This is a genomic window from Arcanobacterium buesumense (assembly GCF_012563545.1).
Taxonomy (GTDB): Bacteria; Actinomycetota; Actinomycetes; order Actinomycetales; family Actinomycetaceae; genus Arcanobacterium; species Arcanobacterium buesumense.
On sequence record NZ_CP050804.1, the window covers coordinates 877,520 to 900,724 of the forward strand.

General features: G+C 48.0%; 21 protein-coding genes. 19 read left to right on the forward strand and 2 right to left on the reverse strand.

Going from position 1 to position 23,205, the window contains the following annotated elements:
- Positions 1-78: 78 nt before the first annotated feature.
- Positions 79-1,452 (reverse strand): MFS transporter, encoded by a 1,374-nt coding sequence (locus tag HC352_RS03965; protein WP_211080714.1) that lies wholly within the window; start codon positions 1,450-1,452, stop codon positions 79-81.
- Positions 1,453-1,682: 230 nt separating this feature from the next.
- On the opposite strand from HC352_RS03965, the gene aspS reads away from it, so the two are divergent.
- From aspS to HC352_RS03980, 3 genes are all read left to right on the forward strand, one after another.
- Entirely contained in the window at positions 1,683-3,506 is a 1,824-nt protein-coding gene (gene aspS / locus HC352_RS03970; RefSeq protein ID WP_168917683.1) for an aspartate--tRNA ligase, read from the forward strand.
- Between the two features lie 80 nt (positions 3,507-3,586).
- Positions 3,587-5,011 (forward strand): L,D-transpeptidase, encoded by a 1,425-nt coding sequence (locus HC352_RS03975; protein WP_168917684.1) that lies wholly within the window; start codon positions 3,587-3,589, stop codon positions 5,009-5,011.
- A gap of 29 nt (positions 5,012-5,040) precedes the next feature.
- Positions 5,041-5,781 carry a GNAT family N-acetyltransferase gene (locus HC352_RS03980; RefSeq protein ID WP_168917685.1) on the forward strand — a complete coding sequence of 247 codons (741 nt, stop codon included), beginning with the start codon at positions 5,041-5,043 and terminating at the stop codon, positions 5,779-5,781.
- Here the strand turns inward: HC352_RS03980 and HC352_RS03985 are convergent.
- On the reverse strand, positions 5,778-8,207 hold the full coding sequence (locus tag HC352_RS03985; RefSeq protein ID WP_168917686.1) for an MMPL family transporter: 2,430 nt from the start codon (positions 8,205-8,207) through the stop codon (positions 5,778-5,780). The genes HC352_RS03980 and HC352_RS03985 overlap by 4 nt on opposite strands.
- A gap of 94 nt (positions 8,208-8,301) precedes the next feature.
- On the opposite strand from HC352_RS03985, the gene HC352_RS03990 reads away from it, so the two are divergent.
- The 16 genes from HC352_RS03990 to coaBC all read left to right on the forward strand — a co-directional run bounded on the left by HC352_RS03990 (position 8,302) and on the right by coaBC (position 23,148).
- Positions 8,302-9,630: a replication-associated recombination protein A gene (locus HC352_RS03990; RefSeq protein WP_211080715.1), complete on the forward strand. Its 1,329-nt coding sequence runs from the start codon at positions 8,302-8,304 to the stop codon at positions 9,628-9,630.
- 111 nt (positions 9,631-9,741) lie between these two features.
- A complete protein-coding gene (rpsD, locus tag HC352_RS03995; protein WP_168917687.1) occupies positions 9,742-10,362 on the forward strand; it encodes a 30S ribosomal protein S4 in 621 nt (206 codons plus the stop codon).
- Positions 10,363-10,523: 161 nt separating this feature from the next.
- On the forward strand, positions 10,524-13,193 hold the full coding sequence (gene alaS / locus HC352_RS04000; RefSeq protein WP_168917688.1) for an alanine--tRNA ligase: 2,670 nt from the start codon (positions 10,524-10,526) through the stop codon (positions 13,191-13,193).
- Between the two features lie 13 nt (positions 13,194-13,206).
- Positions 13,207-13,668, forward strand: a complete 462-nt coding sequence (gene ruvX / locus HC352_RS04005) for a Holliday junction resolvase RuvX (RefSeq protein WP_168917689.1) — start codon at positions 13,207-13,209, stop codon at positions 13,666-13,668.
- Positions 13,669-14,790, forward strand: coding sequence for an endolytic transglycosylase MltG (mltG, locus tag HC352_RS04010; RefSeq protein WP_168917690.1), 1,122 nt, complete (start codon positions 13,669-13,671; stop codon positions 14,788-14,790).
- Positions 14,790-15,512, forward strand: a complete 723-nt coding sequence (locus tag HC352_RS04015; protein ID WP_168917691.1) for a hypothetical protein — start codon at positions 14,790-14,792, stop codon at positions 15,510-15,512. The genes mltG and HC352_RS04015 overlap by 1 nt, the downstream gene beginning before the upstream one ends.
- Positions 15,513-15,552: 40 nt before the next feature.
- Positions 15,553-16,095: an A24 family peptidase gene (locus tag HC352_RS04020; RefSeq protein ID WP_168917692.1), complete on the forward strand. Its 543-nt coding sequence runs from the start codon at positions 15,553-15,555 to the stop codon at positions 16,093-16,095.
- Positions 16,092-17,288, forward strand: coding sequence for a chorismate synthase (aroC, locus tag HC352_RS04025; protein WP_168917693.1), 1,197 nt, complete (start codon positions 16,092-16,094; stop codon positions 17,286-17,288). Before HC352_RS04020 ends, aroC begins: the two co-directional genes overlap by 4 nt.
- Positions 17,285-18,832, forward strand: a complete 1,548-nt coding sequence (aroB, locus tag HC352_RS04030; protein ID WP_168917694.1) for a 3-dehydroquinate synthase — start codon at positions 17,285-17,287, stop codon at positions 18,830-18,832. The genes aroC and aroB overlap by 4 nt, the downstream gene beginning before the upstream one ends.
- A complete protein-coding gene (locus HC352_RS04035; RefSeq protein WP_168917695.1) occupies positions 18,832-19,383 on the forward strand; it encodes an AAA family ATPase in 552 nt (183 codons plus the stop codon). The genes aroB and HC352_RS04035 overlap by 1 nt, the downstream gene beginning before the upstream one ends.
- Positions 19,384-19,448: 65 nt before the next feature.
- Entirely contained in the window at positions 19,449-20,006 is a 558-nt protein-coding gene (gene efp, locus HC352_RS04040; protein ID WP_168917696.1) for an elongation factor P, read from the forward strand.
- The gene (gene nusB, locus HC352_RS04045) at positions 20,006-20,473 is read left to right on the forward strand and encodes a transcription antitermination factor NusB (RefSeq protein ID WP_168917697.1); all 468 of its coding nucleotides are present in this window, start codon (positions 20,006-20,008) and stop codon (positions 20,471-20,473) included. Before efp ends, nusB begins: the two co-directional genes overlap by 1 nt.
- A gap of 145 nt (positions 20,474-20,618) precedes the next feature.
- Positions 20,619-20,930: an integration host factor, actinobacterial type gene (mihF, locus tag HC352_RS04050; protein ID WP_168917698.1), complete on the forward strand. Its 312-nt coding sequence runs from the start codon at positions 20,619-20,621 to the stop codon at positions 20,928-20,930.
- 60 nt (positions 20,931-20,990) lie between these two features.
- On the forward strand, positions 20,991-21,563 hold the full coding sequence (gene gmk, locus HC352_RS04055) for a guanylate kinase (RefSeq protein ID WP_168917699.1): 573 nt from the start codon (positions 20,991-20,993) through the stop codon (positions 21,561-21,563).
- 44 nt (positions 21,564-21,607) lie between these two features.
- Positions 21,608-21,871, forward strand: coding sequence for a DNA-directed RNA polymerase subunit omega (rpoZ, locus tag HC352_RS04060; RefSeq protein ID WP_168917700.1), 264 nt, complete (start codon positions 21,608-21,610; stop codon positions 21,869-21,871).
- On the forward strand, positions 21,871-23,148 hold the full coding sequence (coaBC, locus tag HC352_RS04065) for a bifunctional phosphopantothenoylcysteine decarboxylase/phosphopantothenate--cysteine ligase CoaBC (RefSeq protein WP_168917701.1): 1,278 nt from the start codon (positions 21,871-21,873) through the stop codon (positions 23,146-23,148). Before rpoZ ends, coaBC begins: the two co-directional genes overlap by 1 nt.
- The last annotated feature ends 57 nt before the right edge of the window (positions 23,149-23,205 follow it).

The window sequence follows — 23,205 nt, forward strand, 5'->3', positions numbered from 1 at the left end:
ACTTGCGCACCTACAACTGTAATAGTTTTCGCGTAAAAAGTTAGTAAGGACAACGGTGAGATGGATTACCGTGTGCCATCACACGTTGGCGGGCTGGATTCGGTTTGTTAATGCCATGGCACCAATAAGAATTATTAGCATGATTAAGATCGGGATTCCGTAAGCAAATGCTCCCAGTCCATGAGATATCGCGTAGGCGATACCTGCAATGCCAATGAGGAAAGCTGCTCCCAAGGTATCTGCAATTTGTAATGCGGCAGAAACTTCACCGTGACGTTGGAGTGGAGTGAGTGCAAGAGCATGGACAGTTAAAGCAGGGTAGAGGTAGCCCAATCCAAAACCAGCAATAAACCATCCGATGAGTACTACGATTCCAGTCACTGAAGGCAATACTGCAGGGAAAACAATGAGAGTGCCAGTCAGCTGCATAGCGATGCCGATGTACGGGATACGTGCGCGACGTTTTTCTGAGGTAATTCTGCCTTGAAGTTGGGAAGCCAGTGCCCAAGAGATAGCAGACATCGTCAGAACGAAACCAGCACGGGTGGCGGACCAGCCGTGAAGCTCTTTCAAAATAAGTGGCAAATATATTTCTACTGCCATCAGGCAACCATTTGCTGTCCCGCGTAAAAGAACAGTTGAGGGTACGCCTCGTCGAGCTTTAAATGTTCCCTCAGGTAAAAGTAAAGGAGCAAAGGCGATCACGAGAATCATGCCGATAACTAAGAGCGCAAGAGTTTTTAGATCCGGATGACCATTGTTAGATGAAGCAACGAGCAGTGCTCCGATGCCGATGCTTGCTCCGCTTGCAAGGTAGAAGGTATTTAACGCACGCAACGGTTGGCGATTGTCATGTGCTGGTAAGGCTTTGAACTGTGACCAGGCCAAGGGAACAGTAAGGAGGAAAATTATTGGTGTGAACCCAAAAACCCAGCGCCATGACAAGTATTCAACCAATACACCGGCGAGGAATGGGCCAACAAGCGAAGGAATTACCCACGCAGTTGCGAAGGCTGCAAAATAACGAGGTTGGCGTTCTTTAGCTATAAAGTTGCCTACTAAAACGTATAGCGGTACAACAAGGAGGCCAGAACCAAGGCCCTGCAAGGCGCGACCGATGACGATGGTTTCAATATTTGGTGCGAGAGCAGCGATCGTTAGCCCCACCATTGCGAGTGCAGCTCCGGTGAAAAATGAAGGTTTGGGACCGCGCGCATCTACCCACGGGCCAGATAGGGCAGTAGTCATCAGCTGCGCAGCGAAAACAATACCGGCTGCCAAGGCGTATAAATGCTTGCCGCCAAGAATCTCTACGATATATGGCATTGCCGTTGTTGCTGCCATAGTCTGAAAGGCAGCAAGCGAAATGAAGACAATAGCCAGAATGAGGATCCAGCGCTCAAGATTACGTGAAACGCGAACTTCGGAAGTATTGGTTGATGCACTCGTCATAGAAATCATCTTTACATACCTTGGGGAGATTTAGGGAGACCAGTGCCGATAGGAAACGTGATTTATGCCAACAATGGCAGGATGAAATCGTGATGTATACCCCGTCGGCTATCCCCGTGCGTATGTAGCGGGGAGGCGTAGACTGAGAGATGTGTACGTCACCCGTCTCGTGGCGTACTGTAGTCCGCTCGTCTCGCGGATGAACATCGCAAGAGAGAAATGAGGATTGCGTGTTACGCACTCGTATGGCAGGATCCCTGCGCAAAGAAGATATTGGTTCCATCGTCACTTTGACTGGTTGGGTAGATCGTCGCCGTGATCACGGTGGTATTGCTTTCATTGATTTACGTGATGCTTCTGGAATCGCTCAAGTAACAATTCGTGCTGAAGTAGCGCATGAGCTACGCTCTGAATATGTTGTCAAAGTAACTGGCACTGTTATTGAACGTCCGGAAGGAAATGCGAATACGGCAATCCCGACCGGTGAGATTGAAGTTGAAGCAACTGAGGTTGAAGTTCTTAATCCGTCTGCTCCACTTCCGTTCCAAGTTTCTGATGCAGCTGAAGATGCTGGCTCGGTAAACGAGGAAACTCGGTTAAAGTACCGTTATCTAGATTTGCGGCGTTCCTATGAGCAACATGCAATTCGCTTGCGTGCTAAGGTTTCACAGGCTGCCCGTCGAGTGCTTGATGGTCATGACTTTGTGGAAATTGAAACGCCAACACTGATTCGTTCGACGCCGGAAGGCGCACGTGATTTTATTGTGCCAGCTCGCTTGGCTCCAGGATCGTGGTATGCGTTGCCTCAGTCTCCTCAGCTATTTAAGCAATTATTGATGGTCGCTGGTATGGAGCGTTACTATCAGATTGCACGTTGCTACCGTGATGAAGATTTCCGCGCGGATCGGCAACCTGAGTTCACTCAGCTTGATGTGGAAATGAGCTTTGTGGAACAAGAAGACGTGATGGCTGTTGCGGAAGACGTATTGCGTGAGATCTGGGGTTTAATCGGTTACAAACTTAATACGCCAATCCCACATATGACGTACAAAGATGCCATGGAAAACTATGGTTCGGATAAGCCTGATCTGCGTTTTGAGCAAAAGCTGGTTGATCTAACCGAGTATTTCAAAGACACTCCGTTCCGTGTGTTCCAAAACGAATACGTTGGTGCTGTTGTCATGCCTGGTGGTGCTTCACAGCCACGCCGTACATTTGATAAGTGGCAAGAATGGGCCAGGGCACGAGGCGCTAAGGGGCTAGCTTACGTCACCATAGCTGAAGACGGAACAATCGGTGGTCCTGTTGCGAAGAATATTTCAGATGCCGAGCGCGAAGGCCTGATGGCTATCACCGGAGCTAACAAGGGCGATTGTATTTTCTTTGCTGCGGGTGAACCAGGTGCATCGCGTGAGCTTCTCGGGGCAGCACGCTTGGAGATTGGTAAGCGTTGTGGCTTGATCAATGAAGATGACTGGGCGTTCGTGTGGGTTGTTGATGCTCCACTCTTTAAGAGCACAAAGGCAGCCGAAGCTGAAGGAGATGTTGCAGTTGCTGATGGTGCATGGACTGCGGTGCACCACGCATTTACATCGCCAAAGCCAGAGTGTCTCGATAAGTTTGATCAAGATCCTGGCAATGCGCTAGCTTATGCTTACGATATCGTCTGTAACGGTAACGAAATTGGTGGCGGCTCTATTCGTATTCACCGTCGTGACGTACAAGAACGCGTTTTCAAAGTCATGGGGTTGAATGCTGAGCAGGCTCAAGAGAAGTTTGGTTTCCTATTAGATGCGTTCAAGTTCGGAGCACCGCCGCATGGTGGAATTGCTTTTGGCTGGGACCGTATCGTTGCCTTGCTAACGAAAGCACCATCGATCCGTGACGTTATTGCATTCCCGAAGATTGGCAATGGTTGGGACCCGATGACTGACGCTCCAGCGCCTATTACGCCACAACAGCGTAAAGAGGCTGGCGTGGATGCTAAGCCAAAGAAGAAGGAAGAAGTAAACACGCCCAACGATGGTCGCGTAGAAAAGGCCGAAACAAAGTAGTAACATTTTCAATTACTGGTGTTTGGCGCGCGTCACCTGCGCGCCAAACACCATAGTAAACGATTATGTTGAGGACAAAGATGACGAAAAAACGGTTAGCGATTTTTGGATCTATCGGCGTGTTGGGTGTGTTTATTATTGCAACACTCACATTCGTTGGGTATTTCGCGATCTCCGGTAGGGCACTGCCTCACACCCACGTTGGTGAACTCAATGTTGGCGGAATGAGTAAAGCAGAGATAGAAGCGAAGCTGAAGTCTAATGCAACAACAATAACAGCCGACATTAGTGGAGACGGAGTCAATCAAGTAACCGCTAACCTTGCTTCAATGGGAGCCGAAATTAATACCTCTAAAACAGCTCAACAGGCTGTTGACGAGCGTCGTTCTGCGTTCGGCTATCTTTCGTCAATCTTTTCTTCGTCGAGAATCGATCCCGTTCTTACCTTCGCTGATGAGAGTACGCTGGCTGATTTCGCGTACTCGTTAACGGAAGGTCAGAATTCTCAAGCAATCCCAACGGAACCGAAAATTGAAGCCCAGGATGGCGTTTTTTCGGTAATTCCTGGCACCGATGGTCATGGAGTTTCTGTTGATGAAATTAAACGAGTAGCAAAAGCTCTTGCAACGGCGCAAAAAAGTTTGCCTATCACGGTCACAACAACCGAGCTAAAAGCTTTGGCATCTACTGAGCAGTTAGAAAAAGTTGCAGATCGTGCAAATCAACTAATCGATGACGAAGTATCCATCACAGTAGGTGATGATGTTATCACCGCTGATGCGCCCACAAAAGCTTCATGGGTTACTTTCGATGACGATGATTTGCAACTCAATAAAGAGACTGTGACTGCTTGGGTCACTGAAAATACGAAGGAAGCTGAAGGCGAAGAAGTAGTCGGAGTCCGGTATAAGAACTCAGCAGGTGACGTCATTCGTGTTGCCACTGAGCCGGTTGGGAAGCGGACAGTCAGTAATCTTGATGATGTTGTTTCAATAATTATTGATGGGATGAATGCGCAAACGCCCGTTTCTGCATCAATTACTATCACCGAAGGTGAAAAGCAGTGGGAAGACCGTCTAATTGCACCGGGCGCTGAGGAGCTTGCCTATCCTGCAGCCGAGGGTGAAAAGTGGATTGATGTTAACCTTTCAAACTTTACCGTCGTAGGATATGAGGGCGCTAAAGCTGTTGTCGGGCCAATTTTGCTCGTTCCTGGAGCTACTGATACACCGACGGTTACTGGAACATTCAAAGTGTGGCACAAGATGGAAAAGCAAACTATGCGGGGAACTAATCTTGATGGTACGCCATACGAGACCAAAGACGTTCCATGGATTATGTATTTCCACGGTGACTACGCCATACACGGAGCGCCTTGGTTCAAGACATTTGGCTATCACGCTGGAGCCTATGGCTCACACGGCTGTGTTAATATCGCTGTTGATGACGCTCACACGTTGTATGACTGGGCCCCAATGGGAACAGTTGTGGTATCACACTACTAAAATAGGCAGATGGATTAGGCTTCATCTTCATGTTCTGTAGTCCGTTTTGGACGCTCAGCGTAGTTAACGAATGGCGTGACATCACCCCGGTGTATCATGTAGAAGATAGTAATGTTGGTGTTATTTTAGGGCTAAAGGATAATGTACTAACGCTTACTATTGCTGGTGATATCGAACCTGCGATAAAACATATTAGTTATATTCAGCGGACATTTGCTCGCCCATCATTAACGCTAATGACTCAACAAATCGCAGACGCATTACCCACTGATATCAAAGAATATCTAGGTCCTTCATTTGGCTGGGCATGGGATTTTTATTATGTTAATAAACCTTTAAACCCAGTTCACAGTTCCCACGATGTGGTTGAGGTAGCCCTAGGAAGTTCCAGAATAGCATCCTATCGGGACGAGATTTTTCAGGTCTTGGAAATGTCAAATCCCATTTCCGATGCTCTAGATTTCTTCGACTCGCTTTCGTGGTTTACTATTTTTTCCGATGACCGAATCGTAGCTGTTTTAGGATATGAAGAGCGTGAAGGGTGTGCTTATCTTCACGGATTAGGTACCCATCCGGACTATCGTCAGCACGGATATGGCGGAGCTGTGATGGTGGGCGCGGTTAACCAGCTCCTTAAGCGTAATACAAGTGTTCAGTTTGGTATGTGGGCATGGAATAATAATGCACGACGTCTTTATCGAAGGCTAGGCATCACTCACGGGGGTGCTCTCATCCATGCCCAACGGCAAGCTTTCAAAGAACTTGGTTAGTGACGTATCCCGAATCGGTTATAGAGTTTGCGTAGTGGAGCAGGCGACCACCAATTCCACTTTCCTAAGATAGTCATGGTTGCCGGAACTAGTAAGAGCCTGACAAATGTAGCATCAACGATCACAATCAGCGCCAGTACAACACCAATCTGTTTTACTGCTATGAGATCTCCGAATACAAAGCCGATAAATACCGCAATAATAATGGCGGCGGCTGAAGTAATTATTCGCCCAGATCTTTGTAGTCCATGTTCTACAGCAAGATCGTTAGGCTCACCGGCGTCCCAGTACTCTTTTATCCGAGCCAATAAAAATACTTCGTAGTCCATAGCAAGCCCAAAACCGAATGCAACAGCGGAAGCTACAACGAAAGTTTCAAGGCCTTGTGTTTGCGGCAGACCAAACCAGCCATGTTGGAAAATGAAAGCGCCTCCGCCAAGACCAGCCAGCAAGGACAAGCTGTTAATGAATAGCGCAGTAAATGGAGCTATGACTGAGCCTGTCATAAAGAACAGCAAAATAATCACTGCCAACGCGACTATTCCTAGCGCCAACGGAGCATCGACCCTATTTGAAGAGTTGAAGTCCATCTGTAACGCTGCTGCGCCTCCAACATAGTACGGATAATCGAGCTGGAGCTCTCGTATTTCTTTGACAACGTTAGTGACCTTCGGTCCTACTGGATCGGCGGAATCGACGTCGAACCCGATAAGTATGCCATCGTTTATTTCGATTGGGGTTCGAACATTGGTCACATCGGGGAATGACTCAATCCATTCTGTCAGGGCAGAGGCATTGCGTTCATCAGTTTTTGCAAAGACGGTGCCTTCCGGTGTTGAGAATGCAGGGAATTCTTGCTCAACAACCTCGAACACCTCTTTTTCGCGAGAGTCGCTTGGCAAGTATTCGATGAAATTCGAGCGCAATGTCATCGTAAATACTGGTGCTGCGATAATTGCAAGGAGCGCGAACACCGAGACCATGACAGGCCATGGTCGGCGGTGTACCCATCGGGCCAAGGAAGAAAAAGCGCCGCTATCAGAAGTGGCGTCACCAAAGTGGGTAAAGAGAGTCCGTAAAATCGGTAGCTTTGATAATTTCGTAGGACCAACGATCTTGGTACCGGCTAGTACTATAAGTGCTGGGACAAGGGTAATTGCGCTGGCTACAGCCAAAATAGTAACGATAACCCCGCCTACTGCAATCATTCGTAGCATAGGGGCATTCATAACTAATAAACCACTAATCGCGAAGGCGATTGTTAGTGCAGAAAACGCGACAGTTCGTCCAGCTGTTTCGATGGTGGTTTGAACGGCGCCAACGATCTTATCTCCAAGGTTCGGAGATGAAAGATCAGTAATTCGATGTCCGATTTCTTCACGATAGCGAGAGACGATCAGTAAGCCATAATCAATTGATAATGCGAGTCCGATGAGGGTGACGATATTGAGTATGAAATTGTCTACGTTCGTGAGGAATGTGATGGTCCAAACCGCGCCCAGTCCGATGGCTATCGAAACCACTGCAGAACCTAGTGGCAAACCTGCTGCAATGATTCCACCAAATACGATGACCAGTAAAATAAGGGCTATCGGCAGTCCAACAATTTCACCAGTAATAAGGTCTTTTTCTGTCTGCTCTAAAATAGCATTTTTTGCTAGGGTAGTGGATAGGGCTCCAGCTTTGATATTGGAGTTATGGACTGATAATTTATCGCTGAATGTGGTAACAGCGTTGTTTATTTCCGCTACTGTATCGGAGTAGTGACCGGGCTCGAGAGTAATAGCGATGACGAAGTTCTGTGCTGAGGTAAATGACAGCGCGGGATTTTCAATACCTTTTGTTTGCTCGCTAGCAATATCGCGAGCTTGCTGGACGATAGTGCTTTTAACAGTTTCAGTGGTTTGCGCAATAATAGCTTGTCGGGTGCTTTCTTCGGCTACGGGACCGCCAAGAGCTCGAGCGTTTGCAAGAACGTCGGCAGAGCTTTGGAGAGCTTGCTCAATAGCAGCGTCAATAGTTGGTTGGTTATCAACTAATGCTTGGTTAACGGCGTCATCGATATTTTTTGTTATTTGTTCCCGGAATTGGGTATCGACGCTGATCGGATCATTGATCTGTGCTACGTGGGGTAAATGTTCGATATTTCCACGAAATTGCGTTAACTCGTCCAGAGCGGCTTCAGGGGAAATGTTTTCTACAAGAACAACGATGGTTTCGCCCTGACCGCCTGCTCCAGCAACTTCAAGAACTTTATCTGATTCCGATCCGGGAATCATAGATTCCGACGAATACATACGATCAAATAAGTTACCGTAGCCAAAACCGGAAAAAGCTCCAGCTGCACTGATAATAGCAATAAGAAGCCAGATGACAACAACAGTCTTTGGCTTACTTGTTACACGTTTACCTAACCACTCAAACATATTTTAATTGTGTCATAGATTACGTTACAGTGGTGAGGGCTAGGGCATTTCTGCTCAGGACGAATGTTGATACGCCGTAACGTAAACTAAAGGTGTGGATCTTTTTGAATCGTCTGAAACAGGAAATAGTCACCAGGCGCGTGCACCATTAGCTGTTCGTATGCGGCCGACGTCGTTATCTGAAGTTGTCGGTCAAAACCACTTGCTTGGTGAAGGGCAGCCGTTACGCCGATTGATTGAGCCAGGGGCGAGAGGTACTCTGAGTTCAGTTATTCTCTGGGGGCCACCAGGGATTGGTAAAACCACTCTTGCTTATTTAGTTGCCCGTGCTGGAAAGCGGAATTTTGTGGAACTATCTGCCGTTTCAGCCGGTGTTGCACAGGTTCGTGCGGTTATTGAAGAGGCGAAGAACCTACTCCGAACTCGCGATGAGGAAACGGTATTATTCGTCGATGAGGTGCATCGTTTTTCTAAGTCGCAGCAAGATGCATTGTTGCCAGCAGTTGAAAATCGATGGGTTATTTTAGTTGCTGCAACAACAGAAAACCCTAGTTTTTCGGTTATTTCACCTCTACTTTCTCGTTCGCTTTTACTGACGTTGCATCCATTGAATTCGGACGATATTGGCGTGTTGCTAGATCGAGCGATGAGCGATGAGCGAGGGTACGACGGACACGTTAAGCTTGACGGCGATGCACGTCAACATATTATTCGGCTTGCTGGCACAGATGGACGGCGTGCATTAACGATTTTAGAAGCAGCTGGCTCGGCCGGTAATCGAAAAATAACGTTACGTGATGTCGAGCAGGCGGTTGACGTCTATGCGGTGCGTTACGATAAAAATGGCGATCAACATTACGATGTTATTTCTGCGTTTATCAAATCCATTCGAGGATCGGATGCTAACGCGGCATTGCATTATCTTGCGCGCATGATAGAAGCTGGAGAAGACCCTCGTTTTATTGCTCGCCGGCTGATCATTAGTGCAGCTGAAGATGTTGGCATGGCCGATCCATCAGCGTTGCAAACTGCCACGGCAGCTGCCCAGGCTGTTGCTTTAGTGGGAATGCCTGAGGGGCGTATTATTTTAGCAGAAGCAGTTGTACATCTTGCCACTGCACCAAAATCAAATCGGGCTTATAGTGCAATAAACGCGGCACTAGCAGATGTTCGTGCTGGCAATATTGGATCTGTTCCGGTTCATTTACGTGACCAGAGTGTGACTGCTTCACAGATCGCTGCCCGGAGCATAGATAAGGACGCTACATATCGTTACCCGCACGATGATCCAGTAGGTGTTATTGCACAACAGTATCTGCCTGATGAACTAGACGGCATCCGGTATTATGAGCCAACAAATCGTGGTTTCGAGTCTCAAATCACGTCCCGACTTGAACGGATAAACAAGATTTTAGATTCGTAAGCGTGCTATTCTAGACGGGTTGTGTTCGCATGACACCTGGGGTCTTAGCCGTCAATGGTGGCCCCGCTTAGCAAAACGCTAAGCGCTATGTTATCGACAGGAGAAAATATTATGGCAACTAATCGTGCCCGTAAGCTAGTGCGTAAGTCTCGTGCACTTGGCCTTGCTCTTACCCCTAAGGCAGAGCGTTACATGCAGCGCCGCCCATACCGTCCAGGTGAGCACGGTCGTGGCCGCGTTAAGGAATCCGATTACTCGGTTCGTTTGAAGGAAAAGCAGCGTCTGCGTGCACAGTACGGCATCCGCGAAGCTCAGCTCCGTAAGGTTTGGGATGAAGCTCGCCGTATTGATGGTATGTCTGGTGAGAACCTCGTTGAGCTTCTTGAGATGCGCCTTGATGCGCTAGTATTGCGTGCGGGTTTTGCTCGCACAATTGCTCAGGCTCGCCAGGTAGTTGTTCACCGTCATATCTTGGTTGACGGTAAGCTCGTTGACCGTCCATCTTTCCGTGTAAAGCCAGGTCAGGTTGTTCAGGTTAAGCCACGTTCGCAAGCTTCGGCTCAGTTCCTCGCAGCGGCACAGGGTCAACATGCAAGCGTTTTGCCTGCTGTTCCTGAGTACCTCAAGGTTGAACTAGAGAAGCTCCGCTTTGAGCTTATCCGCCGGCCAAAGCGTGCTGAAGTTCCGATCACCTGTAATGTCCAGATGGTCGTCGAATTCTACTCTCGCTGATCTTAGATTTAGTAAAACGCGCCGCAGTGAATGCTGTGGCGCGTTTTTATATCGTGTAGACCACCACACTTTAAGGTGTGTCACAGCTGGCTTAAGCCCGGTAAACTACTAGCTAGTATTGTCGTAATCCCACGGCAAAGTTTTCATAAGGAATATTCATAATGCGCACTGCTGAGATTCGTCAACGTTGGTTGGATTACTTCGCGAAGCATGACCACCATATTGCAGAATCTGTTTCGTTGATTTCACCGGATCCTTCGATCCTCTTCACCATTGCTGGTATGGTTCCCTTCACGCCGTATATCATCGGCACTGAGAAATCCCCGTATCCGCGTATTGCCTCGGTACAAAAGTGTATTCGTACCAACGATATCGATAACGTTGGACGCACCACCCGTCATGGAACTTTCTTCCAGATGTGTGGAAATTTTTCTTTTGGCGATTACTTTAAAGAAGGTGCGCTCGATCTCGCTTTTGGACTGCTAACATCATCTGTTGGTGAAGGCGGTTATGGTCTTGAAAAGGATCGTTTATGGGTGACGATTTGGGAAAAGGATGATGTTTCTTTCGCTCATTTGACGCAAGTCATCGGTTTAGATCCTCACCATATCGTGAAACTGAAGCGCGAAGAAATTTTCTGGTCTACTGGACAACCTGGGCCTGCAGGGCCATGTGCAGAAATCCACTATGACCGTGGTCCAGAATTTGGTCCCGAAGCAGTAGGTGGCACAGTGGATCCCGGTGGTGATCGCTACCTAGAAATTTGGAACATCGTTTTTGATCAGTATTTGCGAGGAGAAGGCGAAGGAAAGAACTTCCCTCTTCTTGGTGAGCTAGATCAAACCGCTATTGATACTGGCGCGGGGCTTGAACGTATTGCTTACCTGTTACAGGGTAAGAAGAATATGTATGAAATTGATGAGGTTTATCCGGTCATTCAGGCAGTGGAGCGTATCACGGGGAAAACCTATAGCAATAATGAAGATGCTGATATTTTAATGCGAGTTGTTGCTGATCACGTGCGGTCTTCGCTTATGCTCATTGCTGATGGAGTCCGGCCGGGTAATGACGGACGAGGATATGTTCTGCGTCGTCTGATTCGCCGTGCAGTTCGATCCGTTCGGCTCTTGGGTTACTCCGATGTTGCTTATCCGGAATTGTTGCCGGTTGCTAAGGATGCGATGAAAGACTCTTATTCTGTCCTCGAAAGTAATTTTGAACAAATTTCTCAGATCGCTTATAGCGAAGAGCAAGCTTTCCGTCGTACTTTAACGTCTGGCACTCAGATTTTTGAGCAGGCAGCCAAGAAAGCAAAGAAAGCTGGAATGCAACTTCCAGGAGATGCTGCTTTCACTTTGCACGATACTTACGGTTTCCCCATTGATCTTACGCTGGAAATGGCGTCCGAAAAAGGTATTTCTGTTGACGAAGCTGGCTTCCGGCGTTTGATGCAAGAACAAAAGGATCGTGCACGCGCAGATGCGCAAGCAAAGAAGACTGGCCATGTCGACGCGACGGTCTATCATGAGATTCAAAGCCAAGGTGGAGACACCCACTTCCTCGGTTATACGGACTATTCGGCAGACGGTAAAGTTGTTGGAATTTTACGAGATGGTGTTTCGGTTCCAGTAGCACAAGCTCCTGCCGAAATTGACATTGTTCTTGACCAGACTCCATTTTGGGCAGAGCAAGGTGGGCAACTTGCTGATCATGGCACAATCACTGTCGCTGGCGGCGGGATTGTTGATATTACTGATGTTCAAATGCCAGTTAAAGGGTTATTTGTCCATCGCGGCACACTTACCGAAGGAACGATTGCATTAAATGATGCTGTTCATTCGGCTATCGATGTTACCCGCCGCGAACAGATTGCCCGGGCGCATACTGCAACCCACATGGTTCACAAGGCATTACACGAGTATCTGGGAGAACAAGCAACCCAGGCTGGTTCGGAAAATTCTCCATCACGGCTCCGTTTTGACTTCCGTCATGGGGAACAAGTGCCAGCAACGATTTTGCACGATATTGAATCACGCGTCAATGAACGACTGCAAGATAATCTTGACGTTACCGACCAGATTATGTCACTTGACGAAGCGAAGTCTTTGGGAGCGATGGCGTTATTCGGAGAGAAATATGGCTCTAACGTGCGCGTTGTATCCATCGGTGGTGACTGGTCTCGCGAACTGTGTGCCGGTACCCATGTGAAGGCTTCTGGTGCTCTCGGTTTGGTCAGTGTTCTTGGCGAATCTTCTATTGGCTCTGGAGTTCGTCGTATTGAAGCTTTAGTTGGGCAGGGCGCATATGCTGCTGAAGCGCGTGAACGCGCTCTTCTCTCGCAGCTGTCAACACTCACTCATGTTCGCCCAGAAGAACTGCCCGAACATATTGACACGTTACTCAATCGCTTGAAAAATGCTGATAAGGAGCTTGCTGAGTTGCGCAAAGAAAAAGTTCTTTCGCAACTAACAGCTGTTCTTAATAAGCGTCGTGATCTCGGTGGAGTTTCACTTATTGCTCATGATCTTGGAGCGGTTGCTTCTGCCGATGACATTCGAGTAGCAGTCACCAATCTGCGGGAACGTTTAGGAGATGGTCCTGCCGTGGTAGCTTTGACCGGTGTCATTAAGGAACGCCCAACCATTGTTATCGCTACGAATGATGGAGCTCGTAGCGTGGCACTTAAGGCAGGCGCGTTAGTCTCGTTGGCCGCCAAAATACTTGGTGGTGGTGGCGGTGGAAAGCCAGATATGGCCCAAGGAGGCGGCACAGACAGCAGTAAGATTTCTGCTGCTTTTGATGCAATTTCTGCGGCCATTCAGCAACGCTAACGGCAAGGAATATATGCGTACAGGTGCTCGAATAGCTGTTGATGTAGGCGAGGTTCGGGTCGGTGTTGCTCGCAGCGACTCGGCCGGAATCCTCGCCACGCCTGTGGGTACTTTCCAGCGACACAAAGATGATTTTTCTGCAGTTATTTCTCTTGTGCATGAGCTTGATGCGCTTGAAGTAATTGTTGGGTTACCATTAAATATGGATGGTAGTGAAGGAAAGTCCGCAAAAAATGCTCGACGTTGGGCACGTCGAGTTGCCCGACGTATCTATCCAGTTTCGGTAAGATTAGTTGACGAACGGTTGAGTACGGTGAGTGCTCACAGCCTCCTTCACCAAGCTGGTCGCAAAGAAATCACTCATCGAAGTGTTATTGATCAGGTTGCAGCAGTTATCATTTTAGAAAGCGCATTAGCGCAAGAGCGTTCGACACTGGCTCCTCCTGGGGAGCTTGTAGAGATTCAGGAGAATTGAGTGTCTGAAGTATTCACACGTCTGGAATCGCAGCGCAGGCAGTCTGCCAGAGCTCGTCGCGCGCTTCGTCGTAAAAAGCGGATTCGATCCGCTTTAGTGCTCTTCGTAACCTGTGTACTAGTTGTTGCTGCGGGCGTCGTTGCTGTGCCGCATGTGAAGAGTGTACTGAGCTCTTCGTCGGTCACTGACTATGCTGGCCCTGGCTCTGGGGAAGTCATTGTCCAGATTCCAGAAGGTGCAACAGGTTCGACGATGGCTGAAATTCTCGCTCAGAAAGATGTTGTCGCTTCCTCACGAGCATTTATTGACGCATTCAATTCCGATCCGCGCTCGGCTTCGATCCAACCTGGTTCCTATCGGTTAAAGTCTAAAATGTCTGGCCAAGGAGCGGTGTCAGCTCTTCTTGATCCAGCAAGCCGGGCGGAGCTAAAGATTACGATTCCAGAAGGATTTGCAAAAAAACAAATCGTAGAACGAATCGCTAACGTTATGAATACACCTATTGAGGATGTTCAACGAATTGCTGATGATCCAGCGGCTATCGGTTTGCCCGCTGAAGCTAATGGTAATTCTGAAGGTTGGTTCGCGCCCGCTACCTATACGGTTGCTACAAATGCGACTGCCAAAGATATTTTGTCGGACATGGTACAAAATCGTATTCGCGATCTGGAAGATCTGAAGTTACCACGAGAATCATGGCAACGTACGCTTATCGTTGCCTCTATTGTGGAACGTGAAGTGAATTGGCCAGAATACTACGGCCAAGTCGCGCGGGTGATTGAGAACCGGCTGGTCGATACTACGCAGGTCAATGGCAAACTTCAGATGGACTCAACCACCATGTATGGTGTGGGTAAGTTTGGTGGTATTCCAACAGAGGATGAACTCCAAAATGACAATCCATACAACACGTATTTGCATGCCGGTTTACCGCCTTACCCGATTTCCAATCCGAGCCGTGATGTGATCGAAGCGAGTATCAATCCTCCTGCTGGAGATTGGCTATTCTTCGTTACGACAAACCTAGATACCGGCGAGACGCTCTTCGCAAACAATATCGATGATCATTCTAAGAATGTCGAAGTTTTGCGTAAGTGGTATTCCGAACATCAAAAGAACTAATGACGCACGCAATTATTGGTGAGTCGTGGTGGCGTGATATCGCTACCGAACTCGACATAGATTGCGCGGTGTACCATCAAGACGATATCGACGCGCTGGTTGCAGATTCACATGTGCAGTCACTGTGGTGCGTTAGTACGCCTGTTTTCTCTCATCGGATAGATCTACGTGACGGGATGGCTAAACTCATAGGCGCATGTGATGTGGTCGTCCGTCAGCCAACTGGTGCAACCTCGCTGTTAGTCGGTTTTGCAGTCGCTTCGCGCGCTCTAGCTCCCGTTATCCGCAGACACGTGTCTTCGATTTCTCGGCTCGTTATTCTTGGGGGTCATTATTTAGCGGCGAGTGCAATTGCCGCTGGTGTTGAATTGGGTGCGTCGGAGATCGTCGTCGTCACTGATCCGTTAGGTGGACCCGGAAGCGCAGTTGCCGCAGCACATAAAATAGGCAGTGATATTCGTGTTATCCGCGCAGAAGATGTACTTTTTAAGCAGACCGACGTAGTTATTGATACATCCGAGTCTATTCGTGAACGCGTCTTATGCCAGGAAGAGCCAGCTGCTCTCATAAGAACCTATCGTGGGCAAAGGACACCCGATAAACAGGAGTTTTTCGACGATTTTATTTGCCGTTACATGCGTGAACTGGTTGTCGTGACAACTGGCCAAGATCTTACGCTGTTAACTATTAAGCAGGCTGTGGATAACATTCTTCATCACTAATTCATTATTCGTACAATTCATTGTTATGAATAGGTCGATAGTGAAACGAGCACACGCTGTAAGTGGTGCGGTAGCCCTGATGACAATTACCTTAGCCACGATTGTCCACGGTAATTTTTTCTGTTTATTACCGGCAGTTTTCTATGCACTATTGTTTTGGAATGCGGTGATTGATTGCTACACTCACCAACTTTTCATCTGGCTATCAAATTGTGCGCTGGGCATCGCTTTGGCTTTTCATTTATGGCATCATTGGGCAGATATTAACTGGTGGATAGATGCAGGATTGTTGGCTTTATGTATTGGCGGTCCGCTGTGGTTGGCTTCCGCTGCCAGTAACGGACAACTGATTGGCATGGGGGATGTGCGGTTGTTTATGGCCATTATTGCGTGGCATGGCCTTGGTGGACTAGCTGTTTTAGTCTTGTCTATTGCCGCTGCCGGAGTGATGAGTATTGGTGGTTTGGCGATCAAGCGGATGGATTTTTCCTCTGTAATTCCGTTTGGGCCATTTATCACAGGAGCTTCCTGGGTGATTTGGGTGAGCACAACTTCCTTTTCTTTGGCACAATCGGTTATATGATGCGATGGAGTACAGCAGGCGAGTCACATGGGCGGCAACTAGTGGCGTTAGTTGAAGGGCTGCCGGCAGGAATCGTTGTATCAACTGCCGGCTTGCGAGCAGAATTAGCACGACGCCGAACTGGTTACGGCCGGGGTGCTCGTCAAAAGTTTGAGCAAGACCAATGCCGATTTATTGCTGGTGTACGGCATGGAAAAACTCTTGGCAGTCCGATTGCTATTGAAATTCTTAATAGTGAATGGCCACGGTGGGAAGTGGTCATGGATCCGGATCAAGTAGATCCTATGCTCCTTCGTCAGGCAGATGGTCAGGGCGATAGTCGTGAACTCGCTCGTCATAAGAGACTTACTAAACCGCGTCCAGGGCATGCAGATTTAACTGGCATACTCAAATTTGGTTTTGATGATACGCGTAATGTTTTGGAGCGGGCCTCAGCACGCGAAACAGTTGCTCGGGTAGCGGCAGGATATGTTGCCAAGGCCTTTTTGGAACAAGTAGCGGGGATTAAAATTATTGGGCATGTCGTTGGCGTGGGGGAGCGGAGTGCCCCGTCAGCCGTTATTACGCCTGAGGATTGTCCTGTGATTGAAAGGTCTTTGATGCGAACTGCTCATAGCAGCTTAGAAGTAGAATTCATGGCCGAAATTGATCGAGCTCACCGTCAAGGGGATACAGTTGGCGGGGTAGCTGAAATAGTGGCATGGAATGTGCCCCCGGCCTTAGGATCCTATACGACGTGGAAAGATCGACTAGATGGACAGTTAGCTCAGTCCCTTATGTCGATTCCTGCTGTTAAAGGTGTGGAAATCGGTGATGGTTTCGCACAATCTCGTGTCTACGGTTCACAGGCGCATGATGAGATTATTTACGGTAACGGTAAATATACACGGGTAACGAATCGTGCTGGCGGCATTGAAGGCGGGATGAGTAATGGTGAGCCTGTGGTAGCGCGTATCGCAGTTAAACCTATTCCGACTGTGCCGCATGCCTTGCGTACAGTTGATATTGACACGAAGGAACTAACCACCGCTAACCATCAACGCTCAGATACGACAGCTATTGTTCCAGCGGCTGTTATTGGTGAGTCAATGATGGCATTGACATTAGCTGCTGCCTTACTGGAGCGATCTTCGGGGGACACGCTTGATGATATTCAGCGGCATATGGTTGATCTTGGAAAGATGGGATCATGACTCTTAGTGCGGTTATTGTTGGCATGCCAGGTGCCGGTAAAACAACCGTTGGGCGGATTGTTGCGCATCGATTACGATTACCATTTGCTGATTCCGATCGGCTCATTACGCAGAAAACTGGGATGGCTGTTGCTGATATTTTTGCGCAGTTTGGCCAGCATCATTTCCGCGACGTTGAGCACGATGTTATTCGGGAAGCTTGTGAGCATCGGGATGGCATTTTGTCCGTTGGAGGCGGAGCGTTATTAGATCCACGCACACGGAAATTATTGGCACAAGAGCGGGTTATTTTTATCGACGTCGACGACGATGTTCTTATTGCTCGGTTGCGTAGATCGCGTACTGTTCGTCCAGTTTTAGGCGACGATATTGCTGGTTCGGTAGCGCGATTACGTTCCGAACGTAGCGCTTTTTACTATGAAGTTGCCTCTGAAATTGTTATGTCTGATGACCGGGGGCTCAATGTGGTTGTGGGACAAGTACTAGATAGACTGAGCAGGCCACAGACGATAGTTAAAGTTGATGGAGATGATCCTTATCAGGTTGTTGTTGGTAGTGATTTGGTGCCACAAATTGTGCGTGCTTTACGCCCAGCAAGCAAAGTCTTTTTGATTCATAGTCCAAACTTAACGAGTTTTGTTGGCCGGATTGATGAGCACTTATCTCATGCTGGCCTGCGTTCACTTGCTTTTGAGCTTCCTGATGGGGAGGCTGCTAAGTCTCGTACTGTCGTGGATCAGTTGTGGGATATTGCGGGTCAGGCACATCTTGGCCGGGATTGTGTCGTTCTTGCAGTTGGTGGGGGAGCAACGACCGATGTAGCTGGGTTTTTTGCTTCAACATGGATGCGCGGTGTGCGTCTGGTTTGTGTTCCAACGACTTTATTAGCGATGGTTGATGCTGCAGTGGGTGGAAAAACTGCTATCAATACTGGGCAGGGGAAAAACCTTGTAGGAACTTTTTGGCCGCCTTCTCAGGTTTTTTGTGATACCGATGTGCTTTCGTCATTATCTGAAGTTGAACGAATCAGTGGACTTGCTGAAGTTGCCAAATGTGGTTTTATCGCTGATCACCAGATCATTACTATGCTTGAATCCGCCAACTATTCGTTGCAAGATCTTATAGCGCGCTCGATTCGGGTCAAGGCTGAGGTGGTTAGCCAAGATTTGCGCGAAACGGGACTGCGTGAGGTTCTTAATTATGGGCATACGCTGGGGCATGCTATTGAACGGGTCGAAAATTATTCATGGAAACATGGATATGCAGTTGCAGTAGGCTGTGTTTTCGCTGCCGCATTGGCTGTTCATGCAGGTTTTGCGCCAATTGAGTTGATTGACCAGCAGCGTCAAATATTGAAAAAAATAGGTTTGCCGACGACGTATGCGATCGGTAAGCGAGACCAGGTTGAAGAAGCGATGCGTGTCGATAAAAAAGTACGCGATGGACAGCTACGGTTCGTTGTCGTTGATCAGGATCGTGCCATGCATATTGTCCAAGATCCAGACATTCAGGCGTTAGATTTTGCTTGGGAGCAGATTCAATAATGCAATCAGTTATTATTATCGGGCCGGATGGAGCAGGAAAAACGACGCTAGTACGTGCGTTGGCTCAAGCAGGCTTCACCGCTGGCGATGTTGATCTGATGGTTGCTGATACTCTTGAGGTGAGTTTGGCGGATATGTACACCGTGGTTGATTCGCATCTGCGGTATCAGGTTATGGCTTCGATAGTACGAGCGTTGTTCGACGATATCGCGAGCGAATCAGATAGTGTATTTGCATTAGCGCTACCGGCAGATTTTTTCGAATATCGAGATCTTTCAGAAGAATTAGAAAAATTGCGGTGCTTAGACGTTGTCTTAGTTGTCGGGTTAGAAGCTGGTATTGACCAACTAATGAAACGTCTTGGTTTATCTGGCCCGCGGGTAACAACAATAGTTTTGCCGCGTAAAGAGCTGTCCGTACAGTTAGCTCGGCGGATGCCAGTTTATCGCGAACATGCTGATGAAATGATCGATACATCACGTTATGATGCTCAAGAAGCCGGTGAGCTTGTGGCTCAACGCGTAATTATGCTCATAAATAACGCGTCTTAAGCGAGTTTGCGATAAAAAACAGTTAAAATCCAAGAGGAATCATTGACGTTATAGATTGGAACAACGTGGCAACCACAAACGATCTCAAAAATGGCATGGTGCTAAAGATTGACAACCAGCTTTGGCAAGTTGTCGAATTTCAGCATGTTAAGCCTGGCAAAGGACCAGCATTCGTACGTACGAAATTAAAGAATGTTCTTTCCGGAAAGAATGTTGATAAGACATTCAATGCAGGAGTTAAAGTCGAGACGGCAACGGTTGATCGCCGAGATATGCAGTACTTGTACAATGATGGATCTGACTTCATTTTTATGGATCTTGATAACTACGAGCAGCTTCCGGTTAGTGCTGACATCGTTGGCGATGCGAAGAACTACATGTTAGAAAACTCTAACGCCATTGTTGCTATGCATGACGGGGCAGTGCTCTTCATTGAACTGCCTGCTTCAGTTGTTTTGGAAGTTACATACACCGAGCCTGGTCTTCAAGGAGATCGCTCAAATTCTGGCACAAAACCAGCAACTGTTGAAACTGGTTATGAGCTTCAAGTCCCACTTTTCTTGGAGCAAGGAACCAAGATCAAGGTTGATACCCGTACCGGCGAGTACATTAACCGCGCCTGATGAGTACTGAACAGCAAAAGCATGAGCGTCGGAATAATCGTCGTAAAGGACGCTCGTTACAACGCCAGCGTGCTCTCGATGTTCTTTACGAAGCTGATGTACGTGGTACTGGTGAAGATCTGCCACAGCTTTTAGCTGAGCGTATTCAGATATCTCCAGCCCAGCAACCTATTCAGGAGTACGGTCAGCTTATCGTTTCGACCTATAGTGAATGGGCTGACGATGTTGATTCGATGATTGAGGCAGCTTCGCCGCAATGGGCACTATCTCGAATGAGTGTCGTTGATCGTAGCTTGTTACGAATCGGCGCAACTGAGTTGATGTACCTTGACGTCCCAGTAGCTATTGTGGTTAAAGAAATTACGTCACTTGTACGCGATTTCTCTACTGATAAAGCTGTTGGATTCACGATGGGTGTACTCAATCGAATCGCAGAAATCAGGTCTGCTGAGACAGCGGGGCTTTAGCCAATATCGCTAAGATTCTTGGCCGGGATGACTTTGATAGTCTTCCCGGCCTTTGCTGTGTTCTTCTGGATATAGAAATAATATTCTACCCGAAATTAGTTTTTGTGAGGTAAAATACAACTGTCTGTATGCTCAAAGGAGAGTAATGGTGATCCCACATTTGACTAACGAACAGCGCCGAGCTGCTCTAGCAAAGGCCGGACTGGCACGTCAGCGTCGCGCGGAAATCAAACAAGCTATTAAAGAAGGCAGTTGCCAATTGATAGATGTTTTTAGTGCAGCAGGTGAAGATGAAGCCATCGCTAGGATGAAGATACTAGATCTTCTTCTCGCTTTTCCAAAAATAGGAGAAGTTAAAGCACAATCTATTATGGAAGAGATCGGGATCGCTGCCTCGCGCCGTATTGGTGGATTAGGCTACCGCCAGCGCGCATCTCTTATAGAGTTGCTTGGGTAACGGCTCACACCGACGAGCGTATGTTTTACACGCTATCTTTACTCTGGCACCATAATAATTATGACTATTTTAGAAGGGCATGCTTTTGTTGTTTGTGGCCCTACTGCCGTTGGCAAGGGGACAATTCTACAAGAAGTGTTAGCGCAAGATCCGAATTTGTGGTACTCAGTTTCTGCAACTACGAGGGCTCCGCGTCCTGGAGAGATTGACGGAGTTCATTATCTTTTTGTTTCTGCTGAGGAATTTGATGATTTAGTTGCGCACGACGGAATGCTTGAATGGGCTGTGGTTCATAAAATTCATCGGTATGGAACGCCCCGAAAACCTGTTGAAGAAGCAATGGCCCAAGGGAAGAATGTTATTTTAGAGCTTGATTTAGACGGCGCCCGTCAAGTCCGCCAATCAATGCCTCAGGTGCGTCAGATATTTATTGCGCCGCCATCATGGGAAGAGCTTGAAGCGCGGTTACGTGGACGAGGAACCGAAAGCGAAGAAGAACAAGAACGGCGATTAGCTACAGCGCGCACGGAATTGGCTGCTCAAGACGAGTTCGATGATGTTATCGTTAACGATACAGTGGCTAATGCCACCGCTAAGTTACTGCAAATTTTTTCGCAATCCACGGTAAACTGAAGTTCTGTATAAGAACCGGCCAACCCACTTGTAAAGAGGTACATATGTCTGGAACAACCGCTAATCCGGAGGGCATTACGTCTCCGGCAATCGACAACCTGCTAGAAAAGGTCGATTCTAAGTACACACTAGCTGTTTTTGGTGCCGCTCGTGCGCGTCAAATCAATTCCTATCGCCAAGAACTCAAGTCTGGTGATGGTAATATCACCAGCATTGGTCCACTTGTGTCGTCAAGCCCTGAAGATAAGCCACTTTCAGTTGCTCTTCAAGAAGTTGCTGACGATAAGCTGAAGTTTACCCGCGAGTAATGAACAGCAAAAACGTGAGCCAACGAGCCTCCCAATCGGGGGGCTTGTCTCATGCCGCCCCTAGGATTCTGTTCGGTGTGACCGGAGGTATCGCTGCTTATAAGGCTGTAACAGCGATCCGACGACTACGTCAATGGGGGGCAGATGTCGTCGTCGTCCCAACGCACGCCGCGTTAGACATGGTAGGTAAAACTACATGGGAAGCAATTTCAGGGAATCGTGTACACGTCGATGTTTCAGAAAATGCCAACGATGTTGTTCACGTTAATACCGGAGCTCAAGCAGATCTTTTAGTGATAGCTCCGGCAACGGCAAATACTATTGCGAAACTTGCTCACGGTTTGGCAGATAATCTTTTAACGGCTTCCGCCCTTGTTGCCACGTGTCCTCGGCTTATTGCTCCGGCAATGCATACCCAAATGTGGATGCATCCTGCTACCAAGGACAACATTGCAACAATGCGGCGCCATGGATGGGAACTAATCGGACCTGAAACTGGACAGCTCACGGGATCTGATATTGGACCGGGCCGGATGAGCGAGCCGGAGGACATCGCCCAGCGAGCGATTGATATCCTCACTGAACGCGGCTTTGGGACACCGGCTCAGCCGGCTGAAACAGGTCAAAATTGGGTGATCTCTGCCGGAGGGACGCATGAAGCTATTGATCCTGTCCGGTATATTGCCAATCATTCAACCGGCATTATGGGCGTCGAATTAGCAAATGCCGCGCGGGCTCGAGGGCACCACGTTACCCTTGTTGCTGCTAACCTCAGTGCTGATGTTCTTGCTAGATGTGCTCCAGATATTGATGTCATCCCAGTTGTCTCAGCGCTCGATGTTCACGATGCTATGCTTCGTCAAACTCCGCGAGCCGATGTCGTCATTATGGCAGCAGCAATTGGAGATTTCCGCGTTGATCAATCCACTACAAAGATAAAACGTGGAGAGTCTTTAACTATTGAACTAAAAGCTAATCCCGATATTTTACACGAAATTGCTATCAATCGTGCGAAACAAGATCAATGTGTAATCGGATTTGCCGCCGAAACTGGCGATGAAAAAAAGACATATATTGACTACGGGATCGCAAAGGCTAAACGCAAAGGAGCAGACCTGCTTGTTATTAACCAAGTAGGTGATGGTATTGGATTTGGGAATGTTGATACAAATGTGACGATTGTGAGTGGGAAAGGTCAAATCGTTGCGAATGCAACTGGCTCTAAACCCGATGTCGCCGAGCAAATCATCGAAACGATCTCGCACTACCTGCCCTAAACTTTATCTATCATCGTCGATAGGATGAATTGACCATACTACTAAGGAAGAAGAGAA